This window comes from Nocardia sp. NPDC102475, assembly GCF_055584605.1.
Window position 1 is genome coordinate 199,565 of sequence record NZ_JBVJLS010000013.1, and the last position, 22,460, is coordinate 222,024.

Sequence of the window (22,460 nt, forward strand, 5' to 3'; positions counted from 1 at the left end):
ACCCGCCCCTTATCAGGCCGAGGCCAGGGCGTCGAGCTGTTCGAGTGACCGGTCCAGCTGCTTGAGACCGTCCTTCTCGACCGCCTTGCCGAGTGCGCCCTTGATCAGCGCGCCCTCGAAGTCACCCGAGACCAGGATCGTGCTGCCGCCATCGCCCTTGGGCTGGATATCGAAGGTGAATTCGGTCTTCACCCCGGCCATTCCGGTGCCGCCGAGGGTGAGCTTGCTCGGCTGCTCGACCGCGACGACGGTCCATTCCAGCTTGTTCGCCATGCCGAGCATGACAATCTTCGCGACCAGCTTGGCCCCCTCGGACAAGGTAGCGGGCGGCTCCTCCATGAAGCGCTCGTGGATGGTGAACCACTTGTCCCAGGTCTGCGGGTCGGAGACGACCGCCCAGAGCGCGTCGGGGGTGGCGTTGACGTCCTTGGTGGCTTCGATATGGCCCATGAGTTACTCCTCGTCGAATGAATGTCGTTGCTGCATTACGGCTTTCGCGGCGATCAGCGGTCCGCCCGCTGGTAAGCCGTGACGACCGCAGCGCCGCCGAGGCCGATATTGTGCTGCAACGCGGCGGTGACGTTGTCGACCTGACGCTTGTCCGCGGTACCGCGCAGCTGCCAGGTGAGTTCGGAGCACTGCGCCAAACCCGTTGCGCCCAAAGGATGTCCCTTCGAGATCAACCCGCCGGAGGGGTTCACGACCCACTTGCCGCCGTAGGTGGTCTGGTTGTCGTCGATCAGCTTTCCGGCCTCACCCTCGCCGCAGAGTCCGAGGGCCTCGTAGAGCAGCAGTTCGTTGGCGGAGAAGCAGTCGTGCAGCTCGATGACCTGGAAGTCCTCCGGACCGAGGCCCGCCTGCCGGTAGACCTGCTGTGCGGCTCGGACATTCATGTCGTAGCCGATCAGGTTCTTGGCGGTGTTGTCGAAGGTGGAGGCGAAGTCGGTGGTCATCGCCTGGCCGACGATCTCCACCGCTTGGGCGGCGAGGTCGTGCGAATTCACGAATTCCTCGCCGGCCAGCACGATCGCGCCCGAACCGTCCGAGGTCGGCGAACACTGCAGCTTGGTGAGCGGGTCGTAGATCATCCGCGAGGCCAGGATGTCATCGAGCGAATACGCGTCCTGGAACTGCGAATACGGGTTGTTCACCGAATGCTTGTGGTTCTTGTAGCCGATCTTCGCGAAATGCTCCGCGGTGGTGCCGTACTGCTTCATATGCTCGCGCCCGGCCGCGCCGAACATCCACGGCGCCACCGGGAAAAGCACCTCGGAGATCTCCGCGAGCGCCATGACATGCTTGGCCATCGGCTGTTCGCGATCGTCCCAGGTGGAACCGAGCGAGCCCGGCTGCATCTTCTCGAAGCCCAATGCCAGCGTGCAATCGGCCAAACCGCCCCGAATCGCCTGTGCCGCAAGGAAAAGCGCGGTGGATCCGGTCGAGCAGTTGTTATTGACATTGACCACCGGAATGCCGGTCATACCCAGTTCGTAGACAGCGCGCTGTCCGGAGGTGGATTCGCCGTAGACATAACCGACGTAGGCCTGCTCGACTTCGCGATAGTCGATCCCGGCGTCGGCGAGTGCCTTGGTACCCGATTCCCGTGCCATATCCGGGTAGTCCCAAGCGCTGCCGTCCTCGTTCTTACGGCGGCCCGGCTTCTCGAACTTCGTCATGCCGACGCCCACGACGTAGACCTTGTTCGCCATCGAACTCCTCACGTAGTACCTGACCCGGTGCGACCGTGCGCCGAAGTCGGCAGCCCGCAGTGGCCGATCTCAACCGGATCGAACAGAAACAAACATACAGAGCTGTATGTAAGCCTGCAAGAGTTCGAGGCGATCCGACCCGATAGATAAGAGAACTCCCAGCTCAGTGCGATCAGGAGCAACATGCCGCGGGTAGCGAACATTGCGCCATCCACCAAGGGGCAAGTTGATGTGCGGGACATCAAGCGCAGAGGCGACGCGCCCAGCGATCGACGCGATAAGCGACGGGCAGACGCCGCCTGTTTCTCGCATACCTGATCGCGAATCCGCGCGGCGCACAGGGGCGTTGCCGAACGAGATCGTGAGCTTCTACACCAACTTCGGCATCGCGTGAATCGTCACCGCCGCAACGGATATCGCGGTCGACAAGTATCTGCTGAAGATATCGCCAAAGGAGTCCGGAGCTTCGGCGCGCGCCGCACTTAGACGTCGGCAGGATGACGGGTCGAAAAGCCCTATGGCCGTTAGCTATTCAGCGGGCCGCAGCAGCGGTCGCGCAACCAGCGCGGTGGTCGCGATCTCCCGCAGATGCACCGATGCCCGCCGCCAACGCCGGTGCGCCCGTTCGGAATCCGGATCGATGAAGTTGGAGACCAGGATTCCACGCAGTGCATCCATCGCGGTGTAGACGAAATCGCGGGCTTCCTTGCGCCGCATCTCATCCGGGACGAATCGGGCGACCGCCATCAGCACCGCGTTATTGACGAACGGCTCGACCTTCTCCATGGCCGAGGCGAGTACCGGATCGGTCCGGCCCGCCACCCACAGCTCGGCGGTTGCGATGAACAGCGGCCCTTGATGTAGCTCCCAGAGAAAGTCCAGGGCCGCCCCGACCGGATCGCCGCCGCCCTGGACCCTGGACATCTCCCGCATCGCGGTCTCCGCGCGCAGCTGCGCCAGATGGCTGATCGCCGCGACCACCAGATCGGTCTTGGACCCGAAGTGGTGCACCTGGGCCCCGCGGGTGACCCCGGCCCGCTCGGCGACCCGCGGCGTCGTCGTCCCCGCATATCCGTATTCGACCAGGCAGTCGATGGTGGCATCGAGCAGCCGCGTGCGCATCTCACTACTGCGCTGTTCCTGCGTGCGGCGCTGCTGCTTGGGCGCTTCGGACCTGGTCATTCCGGCGATTCTACACTTACATACAGATCTGTATGTTCATCGGCGCACCGACCGATAAACAAAAGTGATCACGGGTGGCCGAATTCGGATCTGGATCTGGCGCTGTGCCTGACCAAACGTGGTCTCCGGATCGATCAGCTGACGACTGTGCACACCCCGAACCTCGGCGCGCCGCCGCCGCACCAGCCCGCGTCAGTGGTGGCATTTCAGCTGACGCCGTGGGCGATTGAGCAAGATGAGCGCGTTCCGTCGAAAAATGTTCTGATTGGCTGGCGTAACCAATCAGGAGCACCACGATGGAACTGAGAGATATCGAAATCTTTCTGGCGCTGGCCGAGGAGTTGCACTTCGGGCGGACCGCGGAACGGATGTATCTTTCGCAGGCTCGGATCAGCCAGTCGATCAAGAATCAGGAACGTCGTATCGGGGGACGTCTCATCGACCGCAGCAACCCACGCAATATCCAGCTCACGGCTCTCGGCAAGCAGTTGCTCACCGACCTGCGCCCCGCCTACCACGATCTGACCCAGGCGATCGAGAACGCACGCTCTACCGCACAGGGGGCGGCCCGGGTGCTTCGCATCGCGATGATCGGCTTCAATTCGTATGACTACCGGCCGTTTTGGGAGCTCTTCCGGACCCGTCATCCACAGTGGGAACTACAGATCCGCAATATCGAATTCATCGAACAGTTCGACCCGTTGCGCCGCGGCGAGGCCGACATTGTCATCGCATGGTTGCCGGTCGAGGAACCCGATTTGACCGTCGGGCCGATCATCTCGATCGAACCCATGGTGGCCATGATGGGCGACGACCACGAACTGGCAGGCGAAAAGCATCTATCCCTGGAGGCTTTCGGCGATCGCGGAGTGCTGGCACCGAGCAAACCGATGCCCGACTACTGGGAAGACGCCATCAGCCCCTTCTACACACCCAGTGGCCGCCCCATCGAACGCATTTCCACCGTCTCGACGGTGGAGGACATCCTGACAGTCGCCAGCACCCGCGGCGCCTTCACCATGGGCATGAGCCACGTCGCCCGCTATTACAACCGCCCCGGCATCCGCTACGTGCCGATCAGCGATTCACACCTGGTCCGCTGGGCGCTGGTCTGGCGCAGCGACAGCGAAACCCAGCAGATTCGCGAGCTGGCAAGCGTTGTTCGCGAGTTGGGGCCGCTGGGGCAGAACTGACCACGGCGATCGGTCCGTCACGCAGCCGAAGACAGTCGGCACCGTGCGGAAGGCAGACGGCATGGCAAGGCCCGCCGCAGCAATGCGACGGACCAGCGGGGACGGATCAGGCTCGTCCGACGTAGGCGAGCAGCCGACGGTACGTGGGAGTGTCGGCGGCCACCTCGACCTCGGGACCGAACATCCCTGGTACGCGGAAGTTTTCGAGACCCATCTCACGCATGATCGCCAGCATTTCCGCACACAGCTGCTCGTCGACCAGGCGCTCCTGTCCGGTGGCGACCGCCAGATCGACACCGTGCACGACGAGTTCGGTCAGGTGGATCACTGCCGCCATCGGCCCTGGCACCACGCCGAAGCCGAGACGCACCGTCTGTCCGAGTGCGTCGGGGCGATGCCAGGCCGCGCGGTCGAGCTCGGCCGCCTCGACGTAGGCGCCCTGCGGGTCGGTGCCGAGCCAGTCGTCGTGGTGGTCGCGATCCGGTGTCAGGCCCAGCAGTTGGGCGGCAAAGATATTCATGCCGCCCACCAGGTGGTTGAGCAGCTCACGCAGATCCCATTCCGGGCACGGCGTCGGCGCGCTCATGTGTTCTGCGGCAATGCCTTTGACGATGCCGCCGGACACATCGATGGCCCGGTCGATGCGGTTGATCATGTTCATGTCGGTCTCCTGGAAAGTGTCGAGCAGTGGTGGTAAATCAGGCCCGGTCGAAAGTGTCGTCGAGCCAGTCGTAGATGCGAGCGAATGCGAAACGCTGTGCGCCGGACTGGCAATGGGCCTCGACACCCTGTTCTTCGGTGAATTCGAGCAGTGTCTTCGGGAATTCGGCGGCGCGGTAGTAGTTCGACGCGCGCAGGAAGCCGTCGCGGGCGCTGACCCGATGCGCCGTGCGCGTCGTATCCGATACCCGATCGGCCGTGGCCAGCCACTCGTCGTACCAGCTGTCGTAATCGTCGGGGACGATCCGCTGGCCCGTCATCACGACCTCACCGAAATCGGCTCCGCCATAGGCAATGTGACCGAAGGTGCGCAGGGTCTCGTACCAGAACGAGTGGTTGTCGGTAAAGAAGATCGGTTCCATTGCCAGCTCCTAAACGCAGTTCCTAGCGGCGTTAACAACCACAGTAGCGAGCAGCGGTCAACAAACGCAAGTCCTCACTGCGTTAAGGTGGAGCCATGGAGGAACAAGCCCGCTCCCGCCGCCCTGGAGGTCGCAGCGCCCGAGTGCGCGCGGCGGTACACCAGGCGGTCACCGAACTGGTCGCCGAACGCGGCTACGGCAACTTCACGATCGCCGAAGTCGCGACACGTGCTGGTGTCGCCGATACCAGCATCTACCGGCGCTGGGGCAATCTGGAGGCGCTGGCAATGGAGGTGACCGTCGATCGGCTCAGCACCGAGTCGGCGATGCCGAATACCGGTTCGCTCGAGGGCGATCTGCGCGCCTATGCCGCCAAGGCAGCGCGCGATGTCAGCGGGCCGGACGGATTGGCACTGCTGCGCACGATTCTCGCGTTGCTCGACACCGGTGCGGCGGGTGAACAGACGCGCGACCGATTCCTCGCCGAACGGGTGGACCAGATCCAAGCCATGCTCGATCGAGCCACCACCCGCGGCGAACAGGCCCCAGAGGTGCTGGAGGTGGTCGACATCATCCTGGCCCCGCTATACACCCGCACCCTGTTCGGCGCCGGCCCGCTCACCGACGACTACGTCGATACCCTCGTCGACCGGCTGTTGCACACGGCAGCGGCGGCCGATAAGCGAAAGTGATCGAAAGACAGTCGAATTCGGCGTTGTTCCCGCCGTGCGGCTCTCGCAGGCTGAGACGGTGTCCGAGATCAAGCCCTTCCGAATCGCGATCCCGCAGGCCGACCTGGACGACCTCGAATACCGCCTGACGCACACCCGCTACGTCGCGGAACTGCCCGCTCGGGAGGTCGCGGGCCGGGTGTACCCAGGAGTGCCGGTTCGGCCCGGCTGGGAGTACGGCGTTCCGCTATCGTTCGTCCGGCCGTTGCACGAATATTGGCGCGACACGTTCGACTGGCGCGCACAAGAGCAGCGGCTCAACACATTTCCGCAGTACACGACCGAAATCAATGGGCAAACCATCCATTTCGTACACGTCACCTCCCCTGAACCCGATGCGATGCCACTGCTGCTGGCCCATGGCTGGCCGAGCTCGTTTACCGAATTCCTCGGCCTGATAGGCGAATTGACCGATCCGCGCGCACACGGTGGCGATCCGAGCGACGCCTTCCATGTGGTGATCCCGTCCTATCCAGGCTTCGCCTTCTCAGGACCGACGCACACCGCCGGGTGGCGCCCGACGCGCATGGCCGCGGCATTCGACGAACTGATGAACCGCCTCGGCTACGACCGCTATGGTGTGCACGGCAACGACTGCGGCGCCATTGTCGCACCGGAGCTGGGCCGGATCGCCCCGGACCGGGTCTTCGGCGTGCACGTCACCCAGGTCTATTCCTTCCCCAGGCGCGAGCCGGGCGAGCTGGACGGACTCAGCGAATACGAGCTGATCCTGGTGTACTTCGGACAGAAATTCCGCCGGCACGCCATTCACAACGCCGCCCAGCAAGCGCAGCCGCAAACCCTCGGCCATGCACTGTCGGATTCCCCGGTCGGCCAGCTCGCCTGGAGCGGCCAGGCGCTGGTGAATGCGCTGAGCGCCGACGAATTGCTCACCAATGTGGCGATCTACTGGTTCACCAACACCTCGGCGTCGTCGGCCCGGTTCCACTTCGAGCACCATCGCTCACCCACGGCGATCGAGCCGACCACGGTGCCGATCGGTTTGGCCTCGTTCGGATTCGACTTCAAACCGCCGCGCAAATTCGCCGAACGCGACCATCGCAATCTCGTGCAATGGCACGAATACGACCGCGGCGGGCACTGGGCCGCCCACGAGGCCCCCGACCTGTTGCTCGCCGACCTGCGCGGATTCTTCAAAAAAGTGATCTGATCGGTCCGCCCATCGGCGACGATTACCTCGACCCGATCTCTCGATCCGAGGAGTGCAGATGGCCAACGATTGGAACCAGAACATCATCGCGGAGTTCCGTGCGAATGCGGGCAAGGTCGGCGGCCCGTTCGAGGGCAAGGATCTGCTGCTGCTCACCACGACCGGCGCGAAGACCGGACTGCCGCGCACGAATCCGGCGGCCTATATCCGCGACGGCAATCGTTTGGTGATCATCGCGTCCAAGGCAGGCGCACCCGATAACCCGGACTGGTATCACAATCTGCGGGCGAATCCGAAGGTCACGCTGGAGATCGGCACCGAGACCATCGAGGCGACGGCCACCCCGATCATCGGAGGTCCGGAACGCGATCGGCTCTATGCGGCGATGGTGGAGGTCATGCCGGGCTTCGCCGAATACGAGACCAAGACGGATCGGGTGATTCCGGTCGTCGCGCTGGAACCCAGCGCCTAAACCGCTGAGCGACGACCGATCCAGACGGTCACCGTGAACAGCAGAACGCCGAGCACGGCCAGCCCCGCCCCGACGGTCGCGGGTGCGGTGTAGCCGAGACCCGCCGCGATGACGAGTCCGCCCAACCACGCGCCCGCCGCATTGGCGATATTGAGGGCCGCATGATTGAGCGCCGCGGCGAGGGTCTGGGCGTCGGCGGCGACATCCATCAGCCGGGTCTGCAGACCCGGCGCGAGCGCCGCACCCGATGCGCCGATGAAGAACGCACCGATGGCCGCCGTGTACGGATTGTGCGCGGCGGCAACGAATCCCGCCAAGATGACGACCATCGCGATCATCGCGACGTAGATAGCCCGGTCGACGCCGCGGTCGGCCAGAATGCCGCCGACAATATTGCCCGCGACCATCCCGAGCCCGAAGAGCATGAGCACGAACGGCACCAGGCCGAGCCGCAGACCGGACACATCGGTCAGCGTGGTGGTGATGTAGGTGTAGACGGCGAACATGCCGCCGAAGCCGATCGCGCCGACCAGCAGGGTCAGCAGCACCTGCGGGCGACGCAGTGCGCCGAGTTCGGTCATCGGGTTGGTGATCCGGATGCCGTGCAGTTCCGGAACGAATCGGATCAGCGCCGCGACGGTGGCGACACCGATCACCGCGACCACCACGAAGGCATCGCGCCAGCCGAGATGCTGGCCGAGCCAGGTCGCACTGGGAACGCCGACAACGTTGGCGGCGCTCAGTCCCAGCATAACCGCGGCAACCGCCTTTGCGCGCTGCCCAACCGGCGCCAGAGTCGCCGCGGCCAGTGAGGCGACACCGAAGTACGCGCCGTGCGGCAGGCCCGAAACGAACCGCGCGATGACCAGAGTTTCGAATGTGGGCGCGATAACCGTCGCGGCATTTCCGATGGTGAATGCCACCATCAGGGCGACAAGCAGACGTTTGCGCGGCACCCGCGCGGCAAGTGCGGCGATCAGCGGAGCGCCGACGACGACGCCGAGCGCATAGGCCGATACCGCATGCCCTGCCGTCGGCTCGGAGACGTGCATGGCGCCGGCGATATCGGGCAGCAAACCCATCGTGACGAATTCGGTTGTGCCGATTCCGAATCCACCGAGGGCCAGCGCCAGCATCGCCGGAATATGCCAGTCCGTCCGCTCGGCCTCGGCGGGTGCTGGGGTCTGCGTGGCAACGGTACTGGTCACGTATTCATGTAACCGCTCGGCGACTCCCGCTGCTTCCCAGGCGAACGTGAGTTCCCCCACGTCGAGAACAATGCGGGCACCCGTACCACCGACCCTTTCGAGCGACCTGCAAGCAGTCGCTAGCGGTGTGGTGCGGGTGCCCGTAGGTCGCGCATGGCGTCGACCACCAACATCGCCCGAGCGACGACTGATTTCGTGAGCACATGGGTAACTCACCGGGTACGCCCAGAAGCCAACCCCACGCTTTCCGCCGGCCCGCGACGCCACCTCGGTGGCACTCACGACCGGCAAAAGGCGCGGAGAGGCGGGGGAAGCTCAGCGCAGGGCGCGGGCCAGGTTGGCGTCGAGCGCACCGAGGAACTCCTCGGTGGTCAGGTAGCCCTGATCGCCGCCGACGAGCAGCGCAAGGTCCTTGGTCATCTGGCCGCCCTCGACGGTCTTGATGACAACATCCTCGAGAGTCTGCGCGAAGCCGATCACCTCGGGGGTGTTGTCCAGCTTGCCGCGGTGCTCGAGGCCGCGGGTCCAGGCGAAGATCGACGCGATCGGGTTGGTCGAGGTCGGCTTGCCCTGCTGATGCTGGCGGTAGTGCCGGGTGACCGTGCCGTGCGCGGCCTCGGCCTCACAGGTCCGGCCGTCCGGGGTGAGCAGCACCGAGGTCATCAGGCCGAGCGAGCCGAAACCCTGGGCCACGGTGTCGGACTGCACATCGCCGTCGTAGTTCTTGCAGGCCCAGACGTAGCCGCCCTCCCACTTCATGGAGGAGGCGACCATATCGTCGATCAGGCGGTGCTCGTAGGTGAGTCCGGCCGCGTCGAACTGGGTCTTGAACTCGGCGTCGAACACCTCCTGGAAGGTGTCCTTGAACATGCCGTCGTAGGCCTTGAGGATGGTGTTCTTGGTCGACATGTAGACCGGGTAGTTCTGCTGCAGGCCATAGTTGAACGAGGCCCGCGCGAAGTCCTCGATGGACTTCTTGAAGTTGTACATACCCATCACGACGCCGCCGTCCTCGGGCATCTGCACGACCTCGTGCACGATCGGCTCGCTGCCGTCCTCGGGGGTGAAGGTGAGGGTGACGGTGCCGCCCTGGAACACCTTGAAGTCGGTGGCGCGGTACTGGTCGCCGAACGCGTGACGGCCGATGATGATCGGCTTGGTCCAGCCGGGGACCAGACGCGGCACATTCGAGATGATGATCGGCGCGCGGAAGATGGTTCCGCCGAGGATGTTGCGGATGGTGCCGTTGGGCGAGCGCCACATCTTCTTCAGGCCGAATTCCTCGACCCGGGCCTCATCCGGAGTGATCGTGGCGCACTTGACGCCGACACCATGCTCCTTGATCGCGTTCGCGGCGTCGATCGTGACCTGGTCGTCTGTCTTGTCCCGATATTCGATGCCGAGGTCGTAATACTCGAGGTTCACGTCGAGATACGGGTGGATCAGCTTGTCCTTGATGAACTGCCAGATGATCCGGGTCATCTCGTCTCCGTCGAGTTCGACGACGGTGCCTTCAACCTTGATCTTGGACATGGATCTTCGTGTCCTCCTAGGATGGTGCCCTTATTGCACGGCCAGGCGAACACGCTTGTGAGCGGACCCCAGCTGTTCCAACAGACAACGTATATGTCCCGCGTTGTCCGCGAGACGAGTGGTGCAAACAAGACAAGCGTACTGCTGCCATTGTTCTCACCGCGCGGGCAGCCCCCCATGTGAAGCCGCCCGAAATTGTTACCGACAAGTAGGTCGGATCCTGCCGAAATAGCGATGTCCGGGCATCCCATCGGACACCCGGACATCGCTATTTCAGGATCAGACCGCGACCGGAATCCGCGCGTCTTCCTCGGCTCCCTCGATCAGATTTTCCGGCTTGTCCCGAATCATCAATGCGATCACCGGAATTGCCGCGAGGAAGAATCCGGCGCCGACATAGAACGCCACGTCGTAGCTGTGGATCGAAGCGCGGGCCATCAGGTTGTCCACCGTCGGATTGTTCTGGGCGAAGGTCTTGGCCGTCTGCACCGAGATGGTGGTGAGCAGTGCGGTGCCCACCGCGCCACCGACCTGCTGTGCCGCATTCAACAGCGCACTGGCCACACCCGAGTCCTCCTCCTCGACCTGATGCAGCGCGACGGTCTGCATCCCGACGAACAGCGGGCCCATACCGAGCGCGATCAGCACCTGCGCGGGCAGCACGCCGACCGCGTAGCTGTCGCCGTAGCTCAGCTGCGCCAGCCACACCAGACCCAGCACACCGAGCACGGCCCCGGCCACCATCAGCGGGCGCGGGCCCAGCTTCGGCAGCAGCGCGCTGGTGACACCGGCAGAGATCGCGATGCCCGCCGGGAACGGCAGGAAGGCGAAACCGGCCTTCAGCGACGAGTAGCCGAGGGTGATCTGGAAGTAGTAGCTCAGGAACAGGAACATCGCGAACATCGCGATCGGGATCAGCAACGCGGCCAGGAAGGCGCCACCTCGGTTGATCTCACCCGGAATATGCAGCGGCAGCAGCGGATTCGACGAGCGACGCTCGATGGCGACGAAGGCGATCAGCAGGGCGACGCCGATGACGAGCAGCCCGAGGGTGCTGCCGGCCAGCCAGCCGTCCTCGGCGGCGCGGCTGAATCCGTACACGATGGCGATCAGACCGAGCGTCACGGTGACCGCGCCGGGCACGTCATAGCCACCGGTGCGCGGTGTCGGCACATCCTTCACCACGAAGGCCAGCGCGCCGAGCAGCGCGAGCAGTGCGATCGGGGTGTTCACCAGCAGGCACCAGCGCCAGGAGGCGTATTCGGTCAGCGCGCCACCCGCGATCAGACCGAGTGCCGCACCACCCGCGGAGATACCGGCGAAGACGCCGAACGCGGTCGCGCGCTCCTTGGCCTCGGTGAAGGTCACCGAGAGCAGTGACAGTGCCGCGGGGGCGAGCAGCGCCGCGAACGCACCCTGCAGTGCCCGTCCGGCGAACAGCTCCGCACCGTTCTGCGCCAGACCCGCCACCGCGGACGCGCCCGCGAAGCCGACCAGGCCGACGATGAAGATCCGACGCCGCCCGAGGTAGTCGGCCAGCCGTCCGCCGAGCAGCAACAGACCGCCGAAGATCAGCGTGTAGGCGGTCAGCATCCACTGCCGATTGCCGTCGCTGATGTCGAGATCCTGCTGGGCGAACGGCAGCGAGATGGTCACGATGGTGGCGTCGAGAACCACCATGAGCTGGGCCAATGCGATCACCCCCAGGGCCCACCAGCGTGCCGAACTCGTTTGCTTCTCCAGAACTTCCACCGCTGTCGCAGTCTCGCTCACCTTGGTCTCCTCGTCCGAAGTTCGTGCAGTCATCCTGTCATTGGCAGACATTTGTCGTCAAGAGAAAAATGTCGCACTACGACATTTGACCGTTAAAGACACAAGTCGTCCCGATTGCGCTAACATGAGGCCATGCTCGAGTCATCGACGCCGATCGGCGCGAGCGCCACAGCCGAGGACGCTGTGCGCGCCCCAGCGAACCCAGGGCCCAGTGCGCCCGGCGGTCTGGGGTTGCGCGAGCGCAAGAAGCAGCAGACCCGGTTGCGCATCATCGAGGTGGCGCTCGACCTGTGCGACGCACAGGGATTCGACGCGACGACGGTGGAACAGATCGCGGAACGCGCGGATGTGTCCCCGCGCACGATCAACCGGTATTTCGATAGCAAAGAAGCCATCGTCCTCGGGCCGGTCAAGGATTTCGGACTCGCGATCGCCGAATGCCTGCGTGGACTCCCGGTCACCGGCAATGAGCTGCAATCGCTGCGCGAGGCCTTCCTGCTGGTCGTCGACCAGGCGGCGGTGAATACCGAGGGACCGCTGTCGTTCCGGCGCTTCCAGCAGATGCAGCGGATCCTGCGCAGCAGTCCGACGGTCAGTGCGCAGAGCATGGAACTGGCCGACGACAAGAACGCCGCGATCGCCGACGCGATCGCCGAGCGGCTCGGCACCCAGCCCGACGCGCTGCCGGTGCGGCTGGTCGTCGGCGCCTGGCAGCTGATCGGCCACCTCAGCATGGAGTGCCAGAACTCGATCTTCGACGCGGAGGACACCGCTGCGGCCGCCGCGGAGGCCCGCACCGGATTCACCACGTCGTTCGACGAGTTCATACGCGTGTGCACCGGGCAGCCCGCGACCGAACCGGCGGACAACCGGTAACGGATTTCAGTCGCCGACCGCGCGCCGGTTACCATATCCGTCAGGTCATGAGTGCCAGCGCGAAGCCCCGGCTTGCTGGACGGCAACCCTCCAGCAGCGGTGGGGTGCTCCGGGTGATGACCGGGCTTTCGATGGTCGAGAGCAAGCGCGCACTTCAGGAGGTATTTCCGATGAGTTGTTGTCCGTTACCCAGATCCCGATAAGACCTGCTGGCGAACAACCCTTTGGAGCACGACATGAGTGACCCCATCGCGTCCGCGGCCACACTCCCGGTCTACCGGACCGCGGCCCGGTTCAGCCGGGTAGCTAACATCGAGGATGTGCGTTCCCTCGTGATTCCCCCGGTATCGGCGACGCACTGTCCTCAGCGGGCTGGTTTCACGGCGGCGACGACGTGACCGTGACCGACCCCAGTACCGCGCGTTCGTCCGCGGTGGCCCTGCCACCGCCGGACGGGAGGCTCGGCATCATTGCCATCGGGGACGTGCGGCTGGAGACCGGCGCGGTCATCCCGGACGTTCATCTGGCCATGCAGCGCTGGGGTGAGCTCTCCCCCGCATTGGACAATGTGGTGTTCGTCGAGCACGCGCTGACCGGCGATTCGCATGTCGTCGGTGTGCCCGACGATATCCATCCGCTGCCCGGCTGGTGGGACGGCATGGTCGGGCCGGGCGCACCGGTGGATACCGACGAATGGTGTGTCATCGCGACGAACGTGCTCGGCGGCTGCAAGGGCAGCACCGGCCCCTCGACGCTGGCACCGGACGGAAAGCCTTGGGGCGCAAGGTTTCCGGAGATCTCGATCCGGGATCAGGTGACCGCGGAAGCGGCGCTGCTCGATCTGCTCGGCATCGAACGGCTGGCCGCCGTCGTCGGCGGTTCGATGGGCGGCATGCGGGTGCTGGAGTGGATGGTCGGCGCGCCGGAACGGGTCGGTTCCGCACTGGTACTTGCCGTCGGCGCACGCGCCACCGCCGACCAGATCGGCACGCAGACAACGCAAATCGCCGCCATCAAGGCCGATCCGGACTGGCAGGGCGGCGACTACCACGACACCGATCGCGCCCCGACGACTGGCATGGGCATCGCCCGCCGCATCGCACACCTGACCTACCGCACCGAGGGCGAACTCGATCACCGCTTCGAGAACAATGCGCAGGGCGACGAGGATCCGCGCAACGGCGGCCGCTATGCGGTACAGAGCTATCTGGACCACCAGGCCGAAAAGCTTTGCAGCCGTTTCGATCCCGCCACCTACGTCCTGCTGACCGAGGCGATGAACCGACACGATATCGGCCGCGGGCGCGGCGGTATCGCGGCCGCCCTCGCCGCCACCCCGGTGCCGTGCGTGGTCGGCGGCGTCGACTCGGATCGCTTGTACCCGTTGCGAACTCAACAGGAACTGGCCGACGGGCTACCGGGCTGCGAAGGTCTGGAGATCGTGCATTCCCGCGACGGACACGACGGTTTCCTCACCGAAGCGGCCGCCGTATCCAAATTGCTCACCGAGACAATGCGACTGGCGCGAGTCGGTCGCAACAGCTGAAAGTTCGCTGCCTGCAAGGCCGCCACTAGTCCGGTAGCAGTCGAAGAGGAACCGAGTGACGCGTTCGGACAGCGCTGAAATGACGGCGATCCAGGGTAGCCACTTCCTTCACGTCGAGCCGTTCGGCGACGGCAAGGACGGCGGCATCGACGGCACCCAGCGGGAAGTCAGCGTACTTCCGGACCAACTCGGCCATCCGCAATAGATCGGTTCGGGTGAGATCGACGAGCTCGATCTCCTCGTTGGCGATCGATTCCAGAAACTTGGCCTCAGCCGAAGGTCCGACACGAGTTTCCAGGAAATAGCAGACTTCCGCGAGAACCGGGCCAGGCACAAGCAACGGCCCGGGATGGGTCTCGAGGAGATCAAGGCAGCGTTGATGATCCGAGTCGTTTTCGTTCAGTACGGCAACGAGCGGACCTGTGTCGCAGACGATCACTCGGCTTGTTTAGCACGCTCCTCGCGGAGCAACTCTTCCGACCTGGCCGCGAGATCGGGCTCAGCATGCATCATGCCAGCAAACGAGAGGTGCCGACGTCGCTCGCCCTTGGGCTCGGTGACGGGGCCCCGCTGGGGAGTATCGGTGACAACCAACTGCAACGCGACAGCCCGCAGCGCATGCGCCTGGTCCGGCGTCAACCGATCGACCAGGCGATGCAGGTCTTCGTAGTCGTGCGCTGCGGTCATAGCGACGATTGTAGTGTGCAAACAAAACAAAAGTATGCGTGCACACCAAGTATCGACCCGACTCGACGGATGGATGGATGCCGACGCGTAGTCGTGATTTGTGGGGCCATCATTCCTTTGACTGTGCGGCTGGGGCACCGGCGAGCAGTTGGACGATGGAGTGGACGAAGCCTTCCAATCGCTCGCGCGGGTATTCGTCCGGCGCGCTGACCGCGAGTCTGCCGAGCATTTCGGCGACGCTCAGCACCGCGTTGGTAAGTAGTGCGGAATCCATTCCCGCCCAACGCGGATCGAGAGCGATGCCCATACTGACCAAGGATTCGGCTTGGGTGAAGACCCCGGTGCGGGAATCGGCCAGTGCCGCACGGTATTCATCGGGGGCGCTGCCGGGAGTAGCGAGGATCAGGCGCCAGCGCGTCGGATTCTCCAGTGCGACACCGACGAATGCTTCGACCGTGGCCGAGGCCGCAGTCACCGGATCGGCACCGAGCAGATCGGTGGGCAGGGTCGCGGCGACCTGCTCGAGACCGCGTTCGCGTTCGCGTTCCAGCAGTGCCGCAACGAGTTCCGCGCGAGTCTTGAACACGGTGTACAGCACAGGTTTCCCGACGCCCGCCTCCTGTGCGACCGCCTCCATGCTCAGCTGGTGCAACTCCACTCTGCTCAGCACCGCGTAGGCGGCGTCGAGCAGTTGGACGCGGCGCTCCCCGGGAGGTAGGCGTGGCGCGTATCGCCGTCTCGGCCGGTCCGGCGCGGTGCGCGATTCCGTCACTCGATTCACCTCCATTCGCGTCCATCCTGTCAGCATCGGCCTCCGGTTATGGAATCCATCCGAGAACAAATGCTACGTGACCGTTGTATTGCTTGGCGGCAATTGCTACGGTTGCGTTGTATTCGCCGATTCGGGAGGGCGAGCAGGCAAGAGGAGCAGCAGATGTCCTTCGATCCGACCACTCTTCGCCGGGACGACTACGGGTTCTTCGGCCCGGATTCGCCCAGCTGGAAGATCTGGACCGCGCCGACCGCCGTGATCGGCTTCCAGCGCGCGGTGGTCCTCGAGCACTTCGATCCGTTCCTGACCGCAGCCGTCGCCGATTCGCAGGGCATCTACGCCGACCCGCGCAGCCGGTTGGACCACACCTTCGCCTACTTCCTGCTCGTCGCGATCGCCGACGGCCGCACGGCCATCCAGGCCTCGGAACATCTGATGCAGGTGCACGCGCCGATGACCGGTATCGAACCGATCAGCGGACAGCGCTACAGCGCGAACAGCCCGGAAACCCAGCTGTGGATCCACATCACCGGCTGGCATTCGGTGCTCAAGGCGTACGAGGTCTTCGGCCCCGGCCCACTCGGCCCGGAGGAAGAGGCGCGCTACTGGCGCGAGTGCGCGATCGCCGCCGAACTGCAGACCTGCAAGCCGGAGGATGTGCCGCGCTCCCGCGAGGAGGTGCGCGCGTACTTCGCGAAGGTCCGCCCGAGCCTGTGCACCTCCGAGCGTGCCGAGCAGGGCATGCACCACCTGCTGTGGACCTCGCCACGCAACGGCGCGGGCATCAGTTATGCCCTCGGCAGTCGGCTACTGTCCCTGGCTTCGATTGCCACACTGCCGAAATGGATGCGCAGGCTCGGCCGCTTCGATCGCTGGGGAATCATCGATCTGCTGGTCCGACCGGCCGCCAAGACCATCGTGTGGGGCAGCGCCGCATTCAACTCGTTCGGCCTGATCACCGCCGCGCCGTTCATCGCACCGATGGCGGGTCAGATCCTGGAGCAGCATATGAAGGGCGAGCCGCCGACCCGACTGGAGACGATTACGCCGAGCGAGGCGCGCCGGTTGTACGGCGGGCGCGGTCGGCGCGCGATAGCCGAGGTCGGCTAGCGCGCGGCGCGACGCGCGGCTTCGATGCGGTTGATATCGAGCGATACTCGTCGAGCCGGAGCTGACGCTGCACTTCGGCACGAGTGAACTGGCGGCTCCGCAAGACAAGGTGAGCCACCATTCGACTGCACTCGATCGAACGCTGCCGCGTCGGTGGCCGGGTCGGCGGGCACCGACGAAAGTTGTTGCACCTCAGTCGACACCGAACTCCGAACGGTGGCGCACAAGGTTGACGTCGACCGATGGACGTCGCCTTGACTCGGGGAGTCGCCGATGTGCAGATTGGCCGACATCGCACCCGTCTCAGTGTGGCGGGCATTCCGGTTCATGGACGACATCGGGGGTAGACCATGCGCATTCATCGTGTCGTATCGATATTCGCGCTGCTCGGCGCGATGTTGATCGGTACTGCGGCGTGCTCGGACGAGCCGACCGAGACCACCCGGGCCGCGGCGTCGACGACCACCCTGCCCCCGGCGCCGACCGTCCTGGGCCCACTCGGCTTCGGCAAACTGCGGCTCGGGATGAGCCGGAGCGAGGCCGAGGCCACCGGTGAAATCGCGGCCTTCGACGACACCAACGATCCGCCCGGCTGCGGCCGCTATACCGCACGAACGGGTTGGCAGGGTTTCACCAACAAGGGCGAAATAGTGGCGATCATGCCCGGCAAACTTCCGGTCCGCACGTCCGAAGGCATCGCCGTCGGTTCCACCGTCGACGAAGTGCGCGCCGCTTATCCCACGCTCGAGATCGGCTACAACTGGAGTTCCGCCGCGGTCCCCGACCAACCGGCGCGCTACGGCTTCCTCGGCATCTACCGGAATATGCCCGCCAATGCGAAGGTCACCCAGATCATGCTCTACAACGACCGGGACACCTGCCACAACTAGCGCGGTGCGGTCTCAGCCGACGCCGAGCGTATTGATCGTGGCGGCGATGAAGACGATGGCGGTGCCGAGCAGGCTCAGTGCGGCGACATCGAACGGCTTGCTGCGCACGGCGAGCAGTCCGACCCGGGCGGTCGGCAGGCAGAGCCGGAAGGTGGCCGCGAGCAGGGCAGCACCGCCGAAGAACAGCGCGCCGCGGCGCCAGCGATCCCAGGCCACGAAGACGACCGCGAGCAGAATGACCGCCGTCACGACCAGCATGGGCAGGTGGCAGCGCAGGAACTGCGCACCCAGGCTGGTCCGGTCGGACTGCCGTTCGGCGGCAGACGGGTCAACGTCGGTCACGCCCTCGATTCTTGCAGACGACATGCGGCCGCTCACACCAGTGCGCCGCGGCCGAGCACTCACCCGGCGAGCCTCGAGGCGGGGCTACTGCTCCGCAACAGAATTCGCCGCACGGCGGCACACCCGATCAGACATTGCCTCAAACTACTACGCGGCGTAGTTTCAAGAGAAAGATTCATCCGGCACAAGGGGGTACGGACAATGCGAGCGCTTACCCGGATTCGGCACTACCTGCAAGCGGTTCGGCAGGCGAAGCGGAACCGATCCGACCTGTTCGGCTGGCTCGCCCGCCGACCGCAGATCCTTCTCGGCACGATCGGATACGAAACAGCGCTGCTGTTCAGCAACAGACTGGATCCGAAGCTCAAGGAACTGGCCGAACTGAAGACGGCCGGACTCGTGAATTGCGAGTTCTGCCTGGATATCGGCTCTGCGCTGGCACACTCCAGCGGACTCACCGAACAACAACTGCGCGACCTGCCGCGCTATCGCACCAGCGACGCCTACAGCGACCTGGAAAAACTCGTCATCTCCTTCGCCGAGGCGATGACCGCCACCCCGGCCATCGACCTCGCGGGCCTGCGCACCGAATTGCTGACGCACCTGTCCAAGGGGCAGTTCGCCGAACTGACCGCCAGCATCGCCTGGGAGAACCAGCGCGCCCGTCACAACCAGGGCCTGGGCGTGCGCCCGACCGGGATGGCCGACGGCATGGCATGCGCCATCCCGGAGCGGGCCGCTAACGAACGTTGAAGTAATGGCCCTGGTCGAGATCCTCGATAAGGCCGGGGTGTGTCGGCTTCCAGGTGAGGAGTTCCCGGGTCCGCGCGCTCGAGGTCGGATTGTCCAGCGCGACAAGGGGACCGAGGAAACCGAAGTGAGCGTCCGCTTGCTCCGGCGGGATGCTGATCACCGGTAGATCCAGATGGCGACCGATCGCTTCGGCGATCTCACGGAAGGGCACGCCTTCGTCGTCGACGGCATGTAACCGCGCCCCCGCGGGGGCGGTTTCCAGCGCCAAGCGGTACAGGTGCGCGGCATCGAGTGTGTGTCCGGCGGGCCAGCGGTTGTTCCCGTCACCGACGTAGGCGGCGACGCCCTTATCTCGGGCGGTGGCGATCAAGATCGGGACGAAGCCGTAATGGTCGAGCGAACTGTGCACGGTCGGTGGCAGCCGGACGACAGCCGATCGAACACCACGATCCGCGAGCGCGACCACCGCATTCTCGGCGTCGACCCGCGGCCCAGCAGCGAGCGCGTCGGCTTCGGTTCCCACCCGGGTCAGCCCGGCCGACGCGAGCGTGAGCGTGCCCGATGTACCCACAAAGGGTTTGCCGGTGCCCGCGAGCGCATCGCCGATGGTCTCGATGGCGCGCAGATCGGCCGCGATCGCTCCGGCGTAGTCGCCGGTCTGCATGGCTTCATGTTTGAAGGCCAAGTGGATGACACCGTCGGCCGCGGCGGCGGCTGCGCGCAGGTTGTCGAGATCGTCGAGATCTCCGCGGTGCACCTCGGCACCGGCTTCTGCCACCGTGGCGGCAGCTTCATTCGAGCGAGCCAGGCCGACGACCTGATGTCCGGCGTCGAGAAGTTCGGGGATGACCGCGGAGCCGATATGTCCCGACGCCCCGGTAATGAAAATCCGCACGGAAGTACTCCAAGTCTTTCGATGCCCTCGCCAGTGCGAAGGCAGTGATGTCAGTGACTGTCATCAACGCTACACGCGATGACAGTCGCTGTCATCAGATAGGATCCTGCACATGAGTCGATGGGAGCCTGATGCGCGCGGTCGCCTCGAAAAATCGGCTCTGGAGCTGTACCGCGAGAACGGATTCGAGAGCACGACCGTCGCCGAGATCACCAGGCGTGCGGGGCTTACCGAGCGAACGTTCTTCCGGCATTTCGCAGATAAGCGCGAGGTCCTGTTCGCGGGGGCGAGCGCGCTCCAAGAAGCCCTCGTGCGCGGGGTGCACGACGCGCCCGCCGCCATGCCGCCGATCGAGGCGATCGCCACGGCGCTCACGCAGGTCGCCGATACTGTTTTCGAGCAGCGCCGCGAGCTCGCCTGGCAGCGGCAAGCCGTTATCGCGGCCAATGCCGAACTTCAGGAGCGCGAGTTGGTCAAGCTCGCAACACTCGCCGCCGCGCTGGCCGAGGCGCTACGCGGGCGCGGCGTGACCGATCCGGCCGCGAGTCTGGCCGCCGAGGCCGGGATCGCGGTATTCAAGATCGCCTTCGAGAGCTGGATCGGCGGCGAGCGCACTCTGTCGCAACTGATCCGAGAATCCGTCAACGAACTGAGACTCGTGACCGGCGCGCAGGACCTGCCCGATGTCGTTCCGGGCTAGCTGGAGCGACCTGGTTGACTGCACAGGTGTTCCGTTTGATGTTTCACGAGCCCGCGATTCCCGGAAATACCGGCAATGCGATTCGACTTGTCGCGGGGACCGGGTGTGAGCTGCATCTGGTCGAGCCATTGGGGTTCGACCTTTCGGAGGCGAAGTTGCGGCGGGCCGGATTGGATTACCACGATCTGGCCTCGGTGACGGTGCACAAGACCCTCGCGGCGGCATGGGAATCGGTGCGGCCCGAGCGCGTGTTCGCATTCACGACCCATGCGAGCACGCGGTATACCGATGTGGCGTACCGGGAGGGTGATGTGCTGCTTTTCGGCACCGAACCGACGGGGCTGCCGCCGGAGGTGCTCGACGATCCGCACATCACCGATCGACTGCGCATTCCGATGCTGCCCGGCCGCCGCTCGATGAACCTCTCCAACGCCGCCGCCGTCACCGTCTACGAGGCCTGGCGTCAGTTCGGATTTCCCGGCGCCGTGTGACCATGTCGCTCAACCCGATTCGGCGATGGCGGCGGGGGTCAGAGGTCCAGCTCGAAGCGTTTGAAGCGGGAGGTTGCGCCTGCGGCGAGGCGGACGGCGGATTTGGGGACGCCGTAGTGGTCGGCGAGGAGTTCGATGGCGGCCTTGTTGGCCTTGCCCTCCACTGCGGGGGCGCGGACGTACAGCTGCAGGGAGCCGTCGTCGAGGGTTTCGACGAGTGGGCCCTTACGGCTGTTCGGTTTGATCGTCGCCCTTACGACCGTCGGCACCTGTATCTCCCATCGTCCCAGCGCCTTTCGCTGTACCAGCACCTTTTCCGGTGGTTCCAGCACTCGTGCCAGTCTCGGCACCGGCAACTGCACCTGCGTCAGTATCGGCACCTTCCGCTGCCTTCGCGCTCGACTCGGTCGGCGTACCGACCGCAGCGGCCTTGCCCTGCTCGGATCCTCCCGGTTCCGACGAATGCTTCCGGCCCCGCACCACTCGCACAAGACCCCACAACACCGCGCCGATGACCACGACGAATCCGAGCCACGGAATCGCCTTGCCGGTGAACACCACCGTGTCTTTCAGCCAATCGACCAGTGAATGCCAGCCGGAGACGATGCCGTCCCAGAAATTGGTCGGCCCCTTGTCGGAATCCTTATCCTCAGTGGTGATGTCGATGGTGAGCGTGGACAGCGCGACCTGATCGTCGAGGTGCCGCTTCTGCGCGGTAAGGCTGTCGAGCTCACCCTGCCGACTCGACAGCGCCTGCTCGGCGGCAATGAGATCCGCGGTATTGGTCGCACCGGAGATGAGCGCGCGCAACCGGTCGACCGAGGCCTGCAGCGCCTTGATCCTGGCGTCGAGGTCCTGCCACTGCATGGTGACGTCGTCGCGGTTGGTGCTCATCCGGGTGACCCGGCCGACCCCGCCGAGGCCGTCGATGAACTTGTCTGTCTTATCCGCTGGCACCCGCACGGTGAGCGTGGCCTGCGGATCGGTGTCATCGGTGCCCGGCTGTTCGGTGCGGCTGTCGACCCGGCCGCCGACCTCGCGCACCTGATCGGTCACCTTGCCGCCCGCCTTGATCGGATCATCCGCGGTGATGTCGACGCTGCCGGTGATGACCTCCTTGCGCGCCTCGACGGTGGTCCCGCCGGTATCCCCCTTCGCCGGTGAGCCCTCGCGCAGACTCGGCGGCGGCGCCATCGGCGCTACGGTCGCCATGCTCGACCGGCCCGAATTGGCGTTGTCGCCGTTGTCATCACCGCAGCCGACCAGCAACGTCAAACCCAGCAGGCCGATCACCAGCACAGCAAGCTTCCGCATGCACGCAGGTTAGCCGCTGCGGCGAATTCG

Annotated in this window: 26 protein-coding genes and 1 riboswitch; of the genes, 11 read left to right on the plus strand and 15 right to left on the minus strand. The window is 65.0% G+C overall.

Going from position 1 to position 22,460, the window contains the following annotated elements; all coding sequences use genetic code 11:
- Positions 1-12 precede the first annotated feature (12 nt).
- From ACZ60G_RS24120 to ACZ60G_RS24130, 3 genes are all read right to left on the minus strand, one after another.
- The gene (locus ACZ60G_RS24120; protein ID WP_465812446.1) at positions 13-450 is read right to left on the minus strand and encodes a type II toxin-antitoxin system Rv0910 family toxin; all 438 of its coding nucleotides are present in this window, start codon (positions 448-450) and stop codon (positions 13-15) included.
- A gap of 53 nt (positions 451-503) precedes the next feature.
- On the minus strand, positions 504-1,709 hold the full coding sequence (locus ACZ60G_RS24125) for a lipid-transfer protein (protein ID WP_465812448.1): 1,206 nt from the start codon (positions 1,707-1,709) through the stop codon (positions 504-506).
- Between the two features lie 528 nt (positions 1,710-2,237).
- Positions 2,238-2,891, minus strand: a complete 654-nt coding sequence (locus ACZ60G_RS24130; protein ID WP_465812450.1) for a TetR/AcrR family transcriptional regulator — start codon at positions 2,889-2,891, stop codon at positions 2,238-2,240.
- 296 nt (positions 2,892-3,187) lie between these two features.
- Here ACZ60G_RS24130 and ACZ60G_RS24135 point away from each other — a divergent pair, with 296 nt between their 5' ends.
- Positions 3,188-4,084, plus strand: coding sequence for a LysR family transcriptional regulator (locus ACZ60G_RS24135; RefSeq protein ID WP_465812452.1), 897 nt, complete (start codon positions 3,188-3,190; stop codon positions 4,082-4,084).
- 106 nt (positions 4,085-4,190) lie between these two features.
- On the opposite strand, the gene ACZ60G_RS24140 is transcribed toward ACZ60G_RS24135, so the two are convergent.
- Positions 4,191-4,745 carry a TIGR03086 family metal-binding protein gene (locus tag ACZ60G_RS24140; protein ID WP_465812453.1) on the minus strand — a complete coding sequence of 185 codons (555 nt, stop codon included), beginning with the start codon at positions 4,743-4,745 and terminating at the stop codon, positions 4,191-4,193.
- Between the two features lie 37 nt (positions 4,746-4,782).
- Entirely contained in the window at positions 4,783-5,166 is a 384-nt protein-coding gene (locus tag ACZ60G_RS24145; protein WP_465812454.1) for a hypothetical protein, read from the minus strand.
- A 95-nt stretch (positions 5,167-5,261) separates the two neighbouring features.
- On the opposite strand from ACZ60G_RS24145, the gene ACZ60G_RS24150 reads away from it, so the two are divergent.
- From ACZ60G_RS24150 to ACZ60G_RS24160, 3 genes are read left to right on the plus strand one after another with little or no spacing between them, the layout of a single operon-like run.
- Positions 5,262-5,858 (plus strand): TetR/AcrR family transcriptional regulator, encoded by a 597-nt coding sequence (locus ACZ60G_RS24150; protein WP_465812456.1) that lies wholly within the window; start codon positions 5,262-5,264, stop codon positions 5,856-5,858.
- Positions 5,859-5,916: 58 nt separating this feature from the next.
- On the plus strand, positions 5,917-7,068 hold the full coding sequence (locus ACZ60G_RS24155; RefSeq protein ID WP_465812458.1) for an epoxide hydrolase family protein: 1,152 nt from the start codon (positions 5,917-5,919) through the stop codon (positions 7,066-7,068).
- A gap of 58 nt (positions 7,069-7,126) precedes the next feature.
- Positions 7,127-7,540, plus strand: coding sequence for a nitroreductase family deazaflavin-dependent oxidoreductase (locus ACZ60G_RS24160; protein WP_465812460.1), 414 nt, complete (start codon positions 7,127-7,129; stop codon positions 7,538-7,540).
- Here ACZ60G_RS24160 and ACZ60G_RS24165 read toward each other — a convergent pair.
- The 3 genes from ACZ60G_RS24165 to ACZ60G_RS24175 all read right to left on the minus strand — a co-directional run bounded on the left by ACZ60G_RS24165 (position 7,537) and on the right by ACZ60G_RS24175 (position 12,054).
- The gene (locus tag ACZ60G_RS24165) at positions 7,537-8,676 is read right to left on the minus strand and encodes an MFS transporter (RefSeq protein ID WP_465812565.1); all 1,140 of its coding nucleotides are present in this window, start codon (positions 8,674-8,676) and stop codon (positions 7,537-7,539) included. The two genes, ACZ60G_RS24160 and ACZ60G_RS24165, sit on opposite strands and share 4 nt — an antisense overlap.
- Before the next feature lie 387 nt (positions 8,677-9,063).
- Positions 9,064-10,281 carry an NADP-dependent isocitrate dehydrogenase gene (locus tag ACZ60G_RS24170; RefSeq protein WP_433523049.1) on the minus strand — a complete coding sequence of 406 codons (1,218 nt, stop codon included), beginning with the start codon at positions 10,279-10,281 and terminating at the stop codon, positions 9,064-9,066.
- Between the two features lie 279 nt (positions 10,282-10,560).
- The gene (locus tag ACZ60G_RS24175; RefSeq protein WP_465812462.1) at positions 10,561-12,054 is read right to left on the minus strand and encodes an MFS transporter; all 1,494 of its coding nucleotides are present in this window, start codon (positions 12,052-12,054) and stop codon (positions 10,561-10,563) included.
- A gap of 132 nt (positions 12,055-12,186) precedes the next feature.
- Between ACZ60G_RS24175 and ACZ60G_RS24180 the strand changes: the two genes are divergently transcribed.
- A complete protein-coding gene (locus ACZ60G_RS24180; RefSeq protein ID WP_465812464.1) occupies positions 12,187-12,930 on the plus strand; it encodes a TetR family transcriptional regulator in 744 nt (247 codons plus the stop codon).
- A gap of 43 nt (positions 12,931-12,973) precedes the next feature.
- Positions 12,974-13,084, plus strand: a riboswitch (SAM riboswitch).
- A gap of 279 nt (positions 13,085-13,363) precedes the next feature.
- Positions 13,364-14,476: a homoserine O-acetyltransferase MetX gene (gene metX / locus ACZ60G_RS24185; protein WP_465812567.1), complete on the plus strand. Its 1,113-nt coding sequence runs from the start codon at positions 13,364-13,366 to the stop codon at positions 14,474-14,476.
- A 25-nt stretch (positions 14,477-14,501) separates the two neighbouring features.
- Here the strand turns inward: metX and ACZ60G_RS24190 are convergent, their stop codons facing one another.
- From ACZ60G_RS24190 to ACZ60G_RS24200, 3 genes are all read right to left on the minus strand, one after another.
- Positions 14,502-14,915 carry a type II toxin-antitoxin system VapC family toxin gene (locus ACZ60G_RS24190; RefSeq protein ID WP_465812466.1) on the minus strand — a complete coding sequence of 138 codons (414 nt, stop codon included), beginning with the start codon at positions 14,913-14,915 and terminating at the stop codon, positions 14,502-14,504.
- Positions 14,912-15,163 (minus strand): hypothetical protein, encoded by a 252-nt coding sequence (locus ACZ60G_RS24195; protein ID WP_465812468.1) that lies wholly within the window; start codon positions 15,161-15,163, stop codon positions 14,912-14,914. The genes ACZ60G_RS24190 and ACZ60G_RS24195 overlap by 4 nt, the downstream gene beginning before the upstream one ends.
- A 109-nt stretch (positions 15,164-15,272) precedes the next feature.
- Entirely contained in the window at positions 15,273-15,950 is a 678-nt protein-coding gene (locus ACZ60G_RS24200) for a TetR/AcrR family transcriptional regulator (RefSeq protein WP_465812470.1), read from the minus strand.
- Positions 15,951-16,097: 147 nt separating this feature from the next.
- Between ACZ60G_RS24200 and ACZ60G_RS24205 the strand changes: the two genes are divergently transcribed.
- Entirely contained in the window at positions 16,098-17,045 is a 948-nt protein-coding gene (locus tag ACZ60G_RS24205) for an oxygenase MpaB family protein (RefSeq protein WP_465812472.1), read from the plus strand.
- 350 nt (positions 17,046-17,395) lie between these two features.
- On the plus strand, positions 17,396-17,935 hold the full coding sequence (locus ACZ60G_RS24210) for a hypothetical protein (RefSeq protein ID WP_465812474.1): 540 nt from the start codon (positions 17,396-17,398) through the stop codon (positions 17,933-17,935).
- A 12-nt stretch (positions 17,936-17,947) separates the two neighbouring features.
- On the opposite strand, the gene ACZ60G_RS24215 is transcribed toward ACZ60G_RS24210, so the two are convergent.
- Complete coding sequence (locus ACZ60G_RS24215; RefSeq protein WP_084508289.1) at positions 17,948-18,193, minus strand: DUF3017 domain-containing protein; 246 nt, start codon at positions 18,191-18,193, stop codon at positions 17,948-17,950.
- Positions 18,194-18,478: 285 nt separating this feature from the next.
- On the opposite strand from ACZ60G_RS24215, the gene ACZ60G_RS24220 reads away from it, so the two are divergent.
- Positions 18,479-19,030 (plus strand): carboxymuconolactone decarboxylase family protein, encoded by a 552-nt coding sequence (locus ACZ60G_RS24220; protein WP_465812476.1) that lies wholly within the window; start codon positions 18,479-18,481, stop codon positions 19,028-19,030.
- Here the strand turns inward: ACZ60G_RS24220 and ACZ60G_RS24225 are convergent.
- Positions 19,017-19,925: an SDR family oxidoreductase gene (locus ACZ60G_RS24225; protein ID WP_465812478.1), complete on the minus strand. Its 909-nt coding sequence runs from the start codon at positions 19,923-19,925 to the stop codon at positions 19,017-19,019. The genes ACZ60G_RS24220 and ACZ60G_RS24225 overlap by 14 nt on opposite strands.
- Positions 19,926-20,037: 112 nt before the next feature.
- On the opposite strand from ACZ60G_RS24225, the gene ACZ60G_RS24230 reads away from it, so the two are divergent.
- Both ACZ60G_RS24230 and ACZ60G_RS24235 read left to right on the plus strand, forming a co-directional pair.
- Positions 20,038-20,625 (plus strand): TetR/AcrR family transcriptional regulator, encoded by a 588-nt coding sequence (locus ACZ60G_RS24230; RefSeq protein ID WP_465812480.1) that lies wholly within the window; start codon positions 20,038-20,040, stop codon positions 20,623-20,625.
- Between the two features lie 26 nt (positions 20,626-20,651).
- Positions 20,652-21,116, plus strand: a complete 465-nt coding sequence (locus ACZ60G_RS24235) for a tRNA (cytidine(34)-2'-O)-methyltransferase (RefSeq protein WP_465812569.1) — start codon at positions 20,652-20,654, stop codon at positions 21,114-21,116.
- A gap of 38 nt (positions 21,117-21,154) precedes the next feature.
- On the opposite strand, the gene ACZ60G_RS24240 is transcribed toward ACZ60G_RS24235, so the two are convergent.
- Positions 21,155-21,385 (minus strand): DUF167 domain-containing protein, encoded by a 231-nt coding sequence (locus tag ACZ60G_RS24240; RefSeq protein ID WP_465812481.1) that lies wholly within the window; start codon positions 21,383-21,385, stop codon positions 21,155-21,157.
- The gene (locus ACZ60G_RS24245; protein WP_465812482.1) at positions 21,342-22,430 is read right to left on the minus strand and encodes a DUF4349 domain-containing protein; all 1,089 of its coding nucleotides are present in this window, start codon (positions 22,428-22,430) and stop codon (positions 21,342-21,344) included. Before ACZ60G_RS24245 ends, ACZ60G_RS24240 begins: the two co-directional genes overlap by 44 nt.
- Positions 22,431-22,460: the final 30 nt, after the last annotated feature.

Excerpts from the sequence above, each read along its gene's own strand:
- ACZ60G_RS24210 (WP_465812474.1), top strand. The coding sequence starts at position 17,396 with ATGCGCATTCATCGTGTCGTATCGATATTCGCGCTGCTCGGCGCGATG.
- ACZ60G_RS24145 (WP_465812454.1), bottom strand. The coding sequence starts at position 5,166 with ATGGAACCGATCTTCTTTACCGACAACCACTCGTTCTGGTACGAGACC.
- ACZ60G_RS24140 (WP_465812453.1), bottom strand. The coding sequence starts at position 4,745 with ATGAACATGATCAACCGCATCGACCGGGCCATCGATGTGTCCGGCGGC.
- ACZ60G_RS24180 (WP_465812464.1), top strand. The coding sequence starts at position 12,187 with ATGCTCGAGTCATCGACGCCGATCGGCGCGAGCGCCACAGCCGAGGAC.
- ACZ60G_RS24205 (WP_465812472.1), top strand. The coding sequence starts at position 16,098 with ATGTCCTTCGATCCGACCACTCTTCGCCGGGACGACTACGGGTTCTTC.
- ACZ60G_RS24130 (WP_465812450.1), bottom strand. The coding sequence starts at position 2,891 with ATGACCAGGTCCGAAGCGCCCAAGCAGCAGCGCCGCACGCAGGAACAG.
- ACZ60G_RS24230 (WP_465812480.1), top strand. The coding sequence starts at position 20,038 with ATGAGTCGATGGGAGCCTGATGCGCGCGGTCGCCTCGAAAAATCGGCT.
- ACZ60G_RS24170 (WP_433523049.1), bottom strand. The coding sequence starts at position 10,281 with ATGTCCAAGATCAAGGTTGAAGGCACCGTCGTCGAACTCGACGGAGAC.
- ACZ60G_RS24200 (WP_465812470.1), bottom strand. The coding sequence starts at position 15,950 with ATGGAGGTGAATCGAGTGACGGAATCGCGCACCGCGCCGGACCGGCCG.
- ACZ60G_RS24215 (WP_084508289.1), bottom strand. The coding sequence starts at position 18,193 with ATGCTGGTCGTGACGGCGGTCATTCTGCTCGCGGTCGTCTTCGTGGCC.
- ACZ60G_RS24135 (WP_465812452.1), top strand. The coding sequence starts at position 3,188 with ATGGAACTGAGAGATATCGAAATCTTTCTGGCGCTGGCCGAGGAGTTG.
- ACZ60G_RS24125 (WP_465812448.1), bottom strand. The coding sequence starts at position 1,709 with ATGGCGAACAAGGTCTACGTCGTGGGCGTCGGCATGACGAAGTTCGAG.
- ACZ60G_RS24150 (WP_465812456.1), top strand. The coding sequence starts at position 5,262 with ATGGAGGAACAAGCCCGCTCCCGCCGCCCTGGAGGTCGCAGCGCCCGA.
- ACZ60G_RS24160 (WP_465812460.1), top strand. The coding sequence starts at position 7,127 with ATGGCCAACGATTGGAACCAGAACATCATCGCGGAGTTCCGTGCGAAT.
- ACZ60G_RS24195 (WP_465812468.1), bottom strand. The coding sequence starts at position 15,163 with ATGACCGCAGCGCACGACTACGAAGACCTGCATCGCCTGGTCGATCGG.
- ACZ60G_RS24120 (WP_465812446.1), bottom strand. The coding sequence starts at position 450 with ATGGGCCATATCGAAGCCACCAAGGACGTCAACGCCACCCCCGACGCG.
- ACZ60G_RS24245 (WP_465812482.1), bottom strand. The coding sequence starts at position 22,430 with ATGCGGAAGCTTGCTGTGCTGGTGATCGGCCTGCTGGGTTTGACGTTG.
- ACZ60G_RS24220 (WP_465812476.1), top strand. The coding sequence starts at position 18,479 with ATGCGAGCGCTTACCCGGATTCGGCACTACCTGCAAGCGGTTCGGCAG.
- ACZ60G_RS24165 (WP_465812565.1), bottom strand. The coding sequence starts at position 8,676 with ATGCTGGCGCTGGCCCTCGGTGGATTCGGAATCGGCACAACCGAATTC.